This is a genomic window from Streptomyces sp. NPDC002265, from assembly GCF_040296125.1.
In the GTDB taxonomy this organism is placed as follows: Bacteria; Actinomycetota; Actinomycetes; order Streptomycetales; family Streptomycetaceae; genus Streptomyces.
The window spans coordinates 1-10,826 of the sequence record NZ_JBEOWS010000329.1; the positions used below are offsets into that span (position 1 = coordinate 1).

Below are 10,826 nucleotides of genomic sequence, written 5' to 3' on the forward strand. Positions count from 1 at the left end.
GCCGGGGCCGCGTACGGCGGCGGCGGCATCGGCCTGGCCGGTGCCGCGGCCGTCGGTCTGCTGCTGGCGGAGGTCCAGCTGGCCCGGCGCCATGTGGGCAACGGTGCGCGCCCCCACGTACCGAGCGCGGAGGGCCGCTACGGCCATGTCTACGACGTCCCCGGCGAGGCACCCCTGCGCCTGACCATGCTGGGCGACTCCACGGCCGCGGGCCAGGGTGTCCACCGGGCCGGCCAGACACCGGGCGCGCTGCTCGCCGCGGGGCTGTCGGCGGTCGCGGAACGTCCGGTGGTGCTGCGCAACGTGGCGATGCCCGGCGCCCAGTCGGACGACCTGGACCGGCAGGTCGGACTCGTCCTCGCGGGGCCGGACGAGGTCCCCGACATCTGCGTGCTCATGATCGGCGCGAACGACGTGACCCACCGGATGCCGCCGACCCGTTCGGTGCGCCATCTGTCCTCGGCGGTACGGCGGCTGCGCACGGCGGGCGCGGAGGTGGTCGTCGGCACCTGCCCCGACCTGGGCACGATCGAGCCGGTGCAGCAGCCGCTGCGCTGGCTGGCCCGGCGGGCCTCCCGCCAGCTGGCGGCGGCGCAGACGATCGGGACGGTCGAGCAGGGGGGCCGGACGGTGTCGCTGGGCGACCTGCTGGGCCCTGAGTTCGCGGCGAACCCGCGCGAGCTGTTCGGCCCCGACAACTACCACCCCTCCGCGGAGGGGTACGCCACGGCCGCGATGGCGCTGCTGCCGACGGTCTGTGCCGCGCTGGGGCTGTGGCCCGCGGAGGAGGAGCGTCCCGACGCCTCCCGCCGCGAGGGCTTCCTGCCGGTGGCCCGCGCCGCGGCCGAGGCCGCGTCCGAGGCCGGTACGGAGGTCACGGCCGCGATGCCGACGGGCCCGCGGGGCCCCTGGGCCCTGCTCAAGCGCCGCAGGCGGCGGCGCGTCCCGGAGACGGCCCCGGCACCCGTCGACACCCCGGGCCGCCCCCGGACACCCCTCGGCGACCCCGGCTGACCCCTGCTGCCCCCTGCTGACCTCGGAGAGAAAGCAAGCGCTTGGAAACTGCGGCCAGGGTCACATCGCAACCCTCGTGACCTGAACCATACGTACGGGTAACTTCCCAGACAGTCCGCCTTGCCGTCCCGTCTCTGGAGCCGTGATGCCCGAAGCCGTCATCGTCTCGACCGCCCGCTCCCCCATCGGCCGCGCTTTCAAGGGCTCCCTGAAGGACCTGCGCCCGGACGACCTCACCGCCACGATCATCCAGGCGGCCCTCGCCAAGGTTCCGGAGCTGGACCCCCGGGACATCGACGACCTGATGCTCGGCTGCGGTCTGCCCGGCGGCGAGCAGGGCAACAACCTCGGCCGTATCGTCGCCGTCCAGATGGGCATGGACCACCTGCCCGGCTGCACGGTCACCCGTTACTGCTCCTCGTCGCTCCAGACGAGCCGCATGGCGCTGCACGCGATCAAGGCCGGCGAGGGCGACGTCTTCATCTCGGCCGGTGTCGAGATGGTCTCCCGGTTCGTGAAGGGCAACTCCGACAGCCTGCCGGACACGCACAACCCCTTCTTCGCCGAGGCCGAGGCCCGCACGGAGGCCGTCGCCCAGCAGGAGGGCACGACCTGGCACGACCCGCGCGAGGACGGCATCGTCCCGGACGCGTACATCGCGATGGGCCAGACCGCGGAGAACCTCGCCCGCTGGAAGGGCGTCACCCGCCAGGACATGGACGAGTTCGGCGTCCGCTCGCAGAACCTCGCCGAGGAAGCCATCAAGAACGGCTTCTGGGAGCGCGAGATCACCCCGGTGACGCTGCCCGACGGCACGGTCGTCGGCAAGGACGACGGCCCGCGCGCGGGCGTCACCCTGGAGGCCGTCCAGGGCCTCAAGCCGGTCTTCCGCCCCGACGGCCTGGTCACCGCGGCCAACTGCTGCCCGCTCAACGACGGCGCCGCAGCGCTCGTCATCATGTCCGACACCAAGGCCCGCGAGCTCGGCCTGACCCCGCTCGCCCGCATCGTCTCCACGGGCGTCTCGGGCCTGTCCCCCGAGATCATGGGCCTGGGCCCGGTCGAGGCCTCCAACCAGGCGCTGCGCCGGGCCGGCCTGACCGCCGCCGACATCGACCTGGTCGAGATCAACGAGGCGTTCGCCGCCCAGGTGATCCCCTCCTACCGCGACCTCGGCTTCGACCTCGACAAGGTGAACGTCAACGGCGGCGCCATCGCCGTGGGCCACCCCTTCGGCATGACCGGCGCCCGGATCACCGGCACCCTGATCAACTCGCTCCAGTTCCACGACAAGCAGTTCGGCCTGGAGACCATGTGCGTCGGCGGCGGCCAGGGCATGGCCATGGTCATCGAGCGCCTCAGCTGACACCGCGTCCGGCGCACGCCCGGCAGGCGACCGGCGCACGCGGAATCGTGTGCCGGATCGTGTGCCGGAACACGCGCCGCACGGGACTCCCGGCGAGCTGTCGGTAGCCGCCGTTCGACCCAGCGTCATGCATCGGCCCAGAACCCGGAAACCGCCCGGGTTCTGGGCCGTTTTGTGATCCAATCTCACCCAGGATGTGACCTATCTCGCTCAGGCGAGGCATCTCCGCAGGTCAGGGCCGTTCCGCCAGGAAACCCCAGGAGTAGAATCCTGCCCCTTTCGTGACGTTACGCACTGACAGCTGGATGGTCCACCCTTCAAGCTGATGTAGGAAGTCGGGGGTCGACTTTGAACCGGGAGTACGTCAGTGAGCGCCATGCCGATCGCCCTGCTGCTCACCACGGCCGCCACTGGCGCCGTGGGCGTCGCCGTCCTGCGCACCCTGATGGTGCTGCGCCGGCAGGTGGCGGCCCTGCACACCGAGATCGCGCGGGGCAACGCGGCCGCGGCCCGGGGTCTCGTCCCCGCCGCCCGGAACGCCGCCGACGCGAATGAGATACGCGCGGCCGTCGCCGAGGCGCTCGCCGAGGAGCGGGAGCGCGAACTGGCCGAGGCGCGCGCCTTCTGGGCCGCCCAGGAGGCCCGTGACGGCTCCGACGCCCCCTCCCTGCTGGGCCTGCCGGACAGCGAGCTGTTCCTGCCCCGGCAGAGCGACTTCGCGGGCCTGGAGTCCCTCGAGCCGGTGGCCGAGCCGGGCGCCGACGCGGACGAGTTCGCCGGGGAGTCCCCCGAACTGGCCGCGGCCCGTCGCCGGCACCCCTCGCACCCCGACTTCGTACCGGTGCAGTCCCCGGTCGTGAACGACCACGAGCGCACGGTCGCCACCCTGGAGGAACTGGCCTCCTCCGGCGTCGAGCTGACGGACGTCCGTCCGGGGCCGCTGGGCACCCTCGACGTCTATGTGTTCGCCGACGGCACGACCCTGTGCATGACCCCGGGGCACCGCGAGACCGCGGAGCGCCTGGCCGCCGCGCTGCGCGCGGGCGAGGTGCCGGTCCTGCTCGGCGGCTCGGGCATCTCGGGCGCCTACACCCTGACCTTCGCCTGCGGCGAGGAGACCGTCTACATCCTGGCCGACCGCGTCATAGCGTCCCTCTGAGGAACCGTCACGGCCACGGGCCGTCGACCGGGCCGGGCCCGGGTCACACCCCCGCCCGGCTCTGCGCCTCCTCCACCAGTCCCACCGCGTCGGCGACTTCGGCCTCGCTGCGCAGCACGACCGCCAGATCGTGCCCGGCGACGGTGATCTGATCGGCGACGGCGAACATCCCGGCGTCCGGCATCTCCCTCGGCTCGGTGCCCGGTTCCTCCACGCTCTGGGTGCGCCGCGCGAACTCGCGGGCCAGTTCCAGCGCCGCGGCGGCGGCGCTGCGCTGCAACCGGCTCTGGGGCGCGGCCCGCAGAAGGTCGGCGAAGTGATCCACTGCACGGGTCAGGGGCGTCGTATCAACCACGTCGCGAGACTACGCGCCGTACCGGCACTGTTGCCAACGCGCCAACGCTCAGGCACGGTGACGTGAAGGACCGGCTTACACCCCATTGCGTCCGGAGGCGCCGATGTCCCACGTCCTCTCCGAGGAGACCCATCGCAACATGCTCGCCCGCATCCCCCACTGCACCGGTCGTGAAGTCTCCGACTGGCTGCGCACCGTCGACGAAGGCCCGTCCCTCTTCCGCTTCGAGGAGAAGGTCAGCTGGCTGCGTCACGAGTACGACCTGGCGTACGGGCACGCCAAGGCGATCGTCCACGAGTACGACCTGAGGAGGGCCGCGCGCAAGCTGCTCTAGGGCCTGTCCGGCGGATCAGTTCGCAGGAACGCAGCGATCAAGTCGCAGGAGAAAGCAGCCGACAGGCGTTCGGGCAGGTCCCGGCCGCGCAAGCACGCAGGACACGACGAAGGGCCCCGGGCGAACCCGGGGCCCTTCCGCGCTCGGTCCGCGATCATGCGTCGCGGCCGGTCGGCTAGTCGTTGCTGTTGAGGATCGCGATGAGCCGCAGGAACTCCATGTAGATCCACACCAGCGTCACCGTGACGCCGAAGGCGGCCAGCCAGGCCTCCTCACGCGGGGCGCCGTAGGCGATGCCGTCCTCGACCTGCTTGAAGTCGATGGCGAGGAAGCAGGCGCCGAGGATGATGCCGATGATGCCGAACATGATGCCGAGGCCGCCGCTGCGGAAGCCGAGGCCGTCACCGCCACCGAAGACCGCGAACAGCAGGTTCACCATCATGAGCAGGATGAAGCCGAGCGTGGCCGCCATCACGAAGCCGTAGAAGCGGCGGTTGACGCGGATCCAGCCCGCCTTGTAGGCGATCAGCACACCGGCGAAGACCGCCATCGTGCCGAGCACGGCCTGCATGGCCGCACCGCTGGCGATGCGGTTGTCGACGATGCTGGAGACCACTCCGAGGAAGACACCCTCGAGACCCGCGTAGGTCAGGATGAGGGCCGGAGACGCCTTGCGCTTGAAGGACTGCACGAACGCCAGCACCATCGCCACCAGCGCGGCGCCGATCCCGATGCCGTACGAGCGGCCGATGTTGGCGTTGTCGACCGGCAGCAGCGCCCAGGAGAGCGCGGCCGTCACGATCAGCAGGCCGAGCGTGCTCGCGGTACGCATGACGACGTCGTCCATCGTCATGCGTCCGGTGGTGACCGGGGCCTGGGGCGCGCCGTGCTGAAGGTCCTGCTGGGCGTACGGGTTCTGCGCGTAGGGGTTGCCGGACGGCTGGGCGTACGGATTGCCCTGCGCGTACGGGTTCGCCTGCGTGCCGACTGCGGGTCCCCCGGCCTGCGGCGCGGTGTTGAAGCCCGCGTAGCCGTTGTCGCGGCTGAACCCCCGTCGCGAGAAGACCGGGTTTCTGCTCCTCATTTCACTCCTCCATGGCCACTGTGCGTGGGCCTTGGGCTCAAGAGTAATAGGTAGGCAAAGGATTGACCCTAGTGCTTGGGGAGGATCTTTCCCTCGTCGTGCTGCGCAACACGCTACGCGGAACCTTGATTCCCAGGGGTGGAGGGCGGCATTCATGACCAAGCTGCTACACGCCCGGAACCGGTCGGAGATCAGCCGTTCCGCGGACACGGGCGTTCACCCGAACGGAAGACCGGTGTAGCCCTCGGCCAGGTCGGTCTCCGCCGCGCGCGAGCCGGCGATCCGCTCCAGCCGGGCCAGTTGCAGGCGGTCCTCGAAGGGGGTGGCGCCGGGGATGCGGTGCAGCATCGTGGTCATGTCGTAGGAGAACCGCTCGGCCTGCCAGACCCGGCGCAGACAGGTGGCCGAGTAGGCGTCGAGGAGCTCCGCCGAGCCGGTCTCCTTGCGATGGGCCAGGGCTCGCGCGAGGGTGACCACGTCGCCGATGGCGAGATTCAGCCCCTTGGCCCCGGTCGGCGGCACGATGTGGGCGGCGTCCCCGGCCAGGAAGAGGCGGCCGTGCCGCATGGGCTCGTGGACGTAGGAGCGCATGGGGGTGACGGATTTCTGGGTCACGGCCCCCCGCCGGAGCGTGAAGCCGTCGTCGGTCTCCAGGCGCCGGTCCAGTTCGCTCCAGATCTCGTCGTCGCTCCACGCCGCGACGTCCGTCCCCTCGGGCACCTGGAGGTAGAGCCGGGAGACGGACGGGGAGCGCATGGACAGCAGGGCGAAGCCGCGGTCGTGGCGGGCGTAGACGAGTTCGTCGTGGGAGGGGGCGACGTCGGCGAGGATGCCGAGCCAGCCGAAGGGGTACGCCCGCTCGAACACCCGGGTGAGCCCGGCCGGGATCGCCTTCCTCGCGACCCCCCAGAAGCCGTCGCAGCCGGCGACGTAGTCGCACTCCAGGACGTCCTCGGCGCCCTCGTGCCGGAAGCGGACGCGCGGACTGTCGGTGGCGGCGTCCTCGACCGCGAGGGCCTCCGCGTCGAACAGCAGCGGGCCGCCGTCCCGCAGCCGCAGGGCGATGAGGTCCTTGCAGACCTCGGTCTGGGCGTAGACCATCACCGAGCGGCCGCCGGTGAGGGCGGGGAAGTCCACCCGGTGACGCCTTCCGGCGAACCTCAGTTCGATGCCGTCGTGCGGCAGGCCCTCGCGGTCCATGCGCTCCCCGGCCCCGGCCGCGCGCAGCACGTCCACCGTCCCCTGCTCCAGGACCCCGGCCCGCTGCCGCTGTTCGACATAGGCCCGGTCGCGGCTCTCCAGGACGACCGAGTCGATGCCGGCCCCGTCCAGCAGCCGGGCGAGGAGGAGGCCGGCCGGACCGGCGCCGATGATCCCGACGGTGGTGCGCATCGGACGTTCCCTTCGGACGGGGCCTGTTCGCGCTCGTTCACGCCCGTTGACGTCTGTTCGCGTGGTGAAATTTTCTTCACCGCATGCGCGTGAGTCTGCGCTCGCGGACACCCGCTGTCAACGGCCGTACGGGGGAGGACCGCCTCGGCGCGGACGGCGCAGGGAGGCGATCGACGTCGGAGATGCCCGGAACCGGACTCGAACCGGTACGCCCGCGAGGGGCAGCGAGGTTTAAGCTCGCCGTGTCTGCGTTCCACCATCCGGGCAGGCCATGGCTCCGCGTCGAGACCCCGAGCCTATCGGGGTGCACCCCTCTAACAGCCGCCGGGCGAACCGATGTTGTCTTATTTTATTGATGCCTGAGGGATCATCAGCATGCGGAACTGGCCATCCGCACTTGCCAGTAGCCTCGCGTGCGCAGCACGGGCGTGTATGCGGAATGACGGAATTTCACCGCCCGAACAAGGGTGCCCCACCTGTTCTCCAGATCAGCACCCTCAGGGTCGGCCGTCATCCCCAGGTATGACTGCGCGCGGTGTGGTCCGCCGGAAGTCTGCCCCCGGAACCGGAACAGCGGCTGACTCCACCGCGCCCGGCGGCCCCGACGATGGTGTGTATCCCCAGAACCCGGATCCGGATCCCCGGAACCCGTGACCCCGGACCATCGTCCTTCCCGTAAGGAGCACCCTTCCCGTGACCACCACCCCCGTCGCAGGCCGGAGCACCGCCGTGGCAGCGCGCGCCACGGAGCTGTCGAAGATCTACGGACAGGGCGAGACCCAGGTGGTCGCCCTCGACCGGGTCTCCGTCGACTTCCGGCAGGCCGAGTTCACCGCGATCATGGGGCCGTCCGGCTCCGGCAAGTCCACCCTGATGCACTGCGTGGCCGGTCTCGACACCTTCAGCAGCGGCTCGGTGCGCATCGGCGAGACCGAGCTGGGCTCCCTGAAGGACAAGCAGCTCACCAAGTTGCGGCGGGACAAGATCGGCTTCATCTTCCAGGCGTTCAACCTGCTGCCGACGCTGTCGGCGCTGGAGAACATCACGCTCCCGATGGACATCGCCGGCCGCAAGCCGGACAAGGAGTGGCTGGACTCGGTGATCCGGATGGTGGGGCTCAGCGACCGGCTCGGCCACCGGCCCTCCCAGCTCTCCGGCGGACAGCAGCAGCGGGTCGCCGTCGCCCGTGCGCTGGCCTCCCGGCCGGACATCGTCTTCGGCGACGAGCCGACCGGCAACCTCGACTCGCGCTCCGGCGCCGAGGTGCTGGGCTTCCTGCGCAACTCGGTGCGGGAGATGGGGCAGACGGTGGTGATGGTGACCCACGACCCGGTGGCCGCGGCGTACGCGGACCGGGTGGTGTTCCTGGCGGACGGGCGGATCGTCGACGAGGTGTACGAGCCCACCGCGGACTCGGTGCTCGACCTCATGCGCAGCCTCCCCGGCGGGAACCGCCAGGCCGCCGGCTCCGACACCGCGAGCCGGGCGGGCTGACGCCGGGCTCCCGGCCTCCCGACGCCTCCTCCCTCCCCGTACCCCTGGACTGAGACAACCCATGTTCCGTACCGCCTTGCGCAACGTACTCGCGCACAAGGCCCGGCTCCTGATGACCGTGCTCGCCGTGATGCTCGGCGTGGCGTTCGTGTCGGGGACCCTGGTCTTCACCAACACCCTCTCCAACGCGTTGCAGAAGAGCTCCGCCAAGGGCTTCGACCGGGTCGACGTGGCCGTGCAGCCCAAGTGGCAGAAGGGCTCCGGCGACACGGTCGGCAAGGCGCCCGAGCTGACCCAGGCGCTGCTCGACGCCAGCGCGCGGGTGCCGGGCGCCGCGTCTGCGGTCGGCGTCGTCAACGGCTTCACCGCGATCGCCGACAAGGACGGCAAGCTCATCGGCGGCGGCTTCCAGTCGCAGGGCGGGAACTACTGGGGGACGAAGGACCCCCGGTACCCGCTCGTCGGCGGCCGTGCCCCGAGCGGCGAGGGCGAGGTCCTGATCGACTCCGCGACCGCGGAGCGGGCCGGCTACCGGGTCGGCGACACCGTCCGCATCTCGGTCGACGGCCCGGTGCTGACCCCGAAGATCACCGGCATCTTCACCACCGACGACGGCAATGTCGCGGCCGGCGGCAGCCTCGCCCTGTTCGACACGGCGACCGCCCAGCAGCTGTTCGGCAAGCCCGGCACGTACGACGAGATCGACGTGACCGCGAAGGCCGGCACCGGCCAGTCGGCGCTGGCGGCCGAGCTGGACAAGGCCCTGCCCGCGGACCGCACCGAGACCGTCACCGGCGAGAAGCTCGCCGCCGACCAGGCCGAGATGATCACCGCGTCGATGAGCGGGCTGAAGCAGGGGCTGCTGGTGTTCGCCGGCATCGCGCTGTTCGTCGGCACGTTCATCATCGCCAACACCTTCACCATGCTGGTCGCCCAGCGCACCAAGGAACTGGCCCTGCTGCGCGCCGTCGGCGCCTCCCGCCGCCAGGTCACCCGGTCCGTGCTCATCGAGGCGTTCGTGGTCGGCGCGGTGGCCGGGGTGACCGGGCTGGTCGCGGGCATCGGCATCGGGGCCGGGCTGCGCTCGCTGCTGGGCGCGCTCGGCGCGACCGTGCCCGACGGGCCGCTGGTCGTCTCCCCCGACACCGTCGCCGCGGCCCTGGTGGTCGGCGTGGTCATCACCATGCTCGCCGCCTGGCTGCCGGGCCGCCGGGCCGCGAAGATCCCGCCGGTCGCCGCGATGAGCAGCCTGCACGCGAAGGCGACCACCCGGTCGCTGGTGCTGCGCAACACGATCGGCGCGCTGTTCTCGGCCGCGGGCGTCGCGGTGGTCCTGGCGGCCACGACGATGAACGGCTCGGACGGCCAGGCCCCGATGGGGCTCGGCGCGGTGCTCCTGATCATCGGCGTGTTCGTGCTGACGCCGCTGCTGTCGCGGCCGCTGATCGCGGCCACGGCCCCGGCGCTGCGCGCGTTCGGCGTGGCGGGCAAGCTGGCCCGCCAGAACTCGGTTCGCAACCCGCGCCGTACCGCCGCGACGGCCTCCGCGCTGATGATCGGGCTGACCCTCATCACCGGTATGACGGTCGTGGCGGGCAGCCTCCAGCACTCGATCGACAAGATGGCGGCGGCCGCGATCAAGGCCGACTACGTGGTGTCGATGGCGAACGGCAACTCCCTGTCCACGGACGTCGACAAGAAGCTGAAGGCGACCGCGGGGGTGACCGCCACCAGTCCGCTGCGCAACGCGCCCTCGCGCATCGACGGCATGTCCGAGTACCTGACCGGCGTCGACGGCTCCGCCATCGGCGAGCTGACCGCGCTGACGCTGGACGGCGGCGCGTTCGAGGTCGGCGGCAGTCGGGTCGTCGTCGACGACCGCACGGCCGAGTCTCACCACTGGAAGGCTGGGTCGTCCTTCACCGTCAACTACGAGGACGGCAAGCAGCAGCAGCTGACCGTGGCCGGGGTCTACGAGGCCAACGAGATGATGCGCGGCATCATGCTCGACACCGCCACGCTCGCCCCGCACCAGTCGCACGTGACCGACATGCAGGTCATGGTGAAGACGTCCGGCGGCGCCTCCGACGCCACCAAGGACAAGCTGGAGAAGGCGCTCGGCTCCAACCCGGGCATCAAGGTGCAGAGCAAGCAGGACATCTCCAACAGCATCGCGAGCATGTTCACGCTGGTGCTGAACATGCTCTACGGCCTGCTCGCCATGGCGGTGATCGTCGCCGTCCTCGGTGTCGTCAACACCCTGGCCATGTCGGTCTTCGAGCGCTCCCAGGAGATCGGGATGCTGCGCGCGATCGGTCTCGACCGCCGCAACATCAAGCGGATGGTCCGCCTGGAGTCCCTGGTGATCTCCCTCTTCGGCGGTGTGCTCGGCATCGGTCTGGGCGTGTTCTTCGGCTGGGCGGCCGGTGAGCTGCTGGGCACGAAGATGACGACGTACGAGCTGGTCCTGCCGTGGGCGCGGATGGCGCTGTTCCTGCTGCTGGCCGCGACGGTCGGCGTCCTTGCGGCGCTGTGGCCGGCCCGGCGGGCGGCCCGGCTGAACATGCTGACGGCCATCAAGTCCGAGTAGGCGTCGCGCCACGCGCCAGGGGCCCCGTCCGCTTGCGG

At 71.1% G+C, this 10,826-nt stretch carries 9 protein-coding genes and 1 tRNA gene; 6 read left to right on the forward strand and 4 right to left on the reverse strand.

All coding sequences use genetic code 11. From position 1 onward, the window contains the following. From ABT085_RS37355 to ABT085_RS37365, 3 genes are all read left to right on the forward strand, one after another. Nucleotides 1-1,014 (forward strand): SGNH/GDSL hydrolase family protein (locus ABT085_RS37355; RefSeq protein ID WP_351618601.1); only part of this gene is annotated, 1,014 nt, incomplete at its 5' end. Nucleotides 1,015-1,159: 145 nt separating this feature from the next. Beyond that, nucleotides 1,160-2,380 carry an acetyl-CoA C-acetyltransferase gene (locus ABT085_RS37360; RefSeq protein ID WP_351618604.1) on the forward strand — a complete coding sequence of 407 codons (1,221 nt, stop codon included), beginning with the start codon at nt 1,160-1,162 and terminating at the stop codon, nt 2,378-2,380. A 376-nt stretch (nt 2,381-2,756) separates the two neighbouring features. Beyond that, nucleotides 2,757-3,539 (forward strand): hypothetical protein, encoded by a 783-nt coding sequence (locus tag ABT085_RS37365; RefSeq protein WP_351618624.1) that lies wholly within the window; start codon nt 2,757-2,759, stop codon nt 3,537-3,539. 43 nt (nt 3,540-3,582) lie between these two features. Here the strand turns inward: ABT085_RS37365 and ABT085_RS37370 are convergent, their stop codons facing one another. After that, nucleotides 3,583-3,894 carry a hypothetical protein gene (locus ABT085_RS37370; protein ID WP_351618607.1) on the reverse strand — a complete coding sequence of 104 codons (312 nt, stop codon included), beginning with the start codon at nt 3,892-3,894 and terminating at the stop codon, nt 3,583-3,585. A 103-nt stretch (nt 3,895-3,997) separates the two neighbouring features. On the opposite strand from ABT085_RS37370, the gene ABT085_RS37375 reads away from it, so the two are divergent. After that, nucleotides 3,998-4,228 carry a DUF4287 domain-containing protein gene (locus tag ABT085_RS37375; protein ID WP_152890507.1) on the forward strand — a complete coding sequence of 77 codons (231 nt, stop codon included), beginning with the start codon at nt 3,998-4,000 and terminating at the stop codon, nt 4,226-4,228. A gap of 175 nt (nt 4,229-4,403) precedes the next feature. Here ABT085_RS37375 and ABT085_RS37380 read toward each other — a convergent pair whose 3' ends face one another. The 3 genes from ABT085_RS37380 to ABT085_RS37390 form a co-directional block, all read right to left on the reverse strand. Further along, nucleotides 4,404-5,312, reverse strand: coding sequence for a Bax inhibitor-1/YccA family protein (locus ABT085_RS37380; RefSeq protein WP_351618612.1), 909 nt, complete (start codon nt 5,310-5,312; stop codon nt 4,404-4,406). Nucleotides 5,313-5,528: 216 nt separating this feature from the next. Next, entirely contained in the window at nt 5,529-6,704 is a 1,176-nt protein-coding gene (locus tag ABT085_RS37385) for a 4-hydroxybenzoate 3-monooxygenase (RefSeq protein ID WP_351618615.1), read from the reverse strand. Nucleotides 6,705-6,887: 183 nt separating this feature from the next. Further along, nucleotides 6,888-6,970 (reverse strand) — tRNA-Leu (locus ABT085_RS37390). A 427-nt stretch (nt 6,971-7,397) separates the two neighbouring features. Here ABT085_RS37390 and ABT085_RS37395 point away from each other — a divergent pair. Continuing rightward, nucleotides 7,398-8,198 (forward strand): ABC transporter ATP-binding protein, encoded by an 801-nt coding sequence (locus ABT085_RS37395; protein ID WP_351618618.1) that lies wholly within the window; start codon nt 7,398-7,400, stop codon nt 8,196-8,198. A 61-nt stretch (nt 8,199-8,259) separates the two neighbouring features. Further along, on the forward strand, nt 8,260-10,788 hold the full coding sequence (locus ABT085_RS37400) for an ABC transporter permease (protein WP_351618621.1): 2,529 nt from the start codon (nt 8,260-8,262) through the stop codon (nt 10,786-10,788). Nucleotides 10,789-10,826 lie beyond the last annotated feature (38 nt).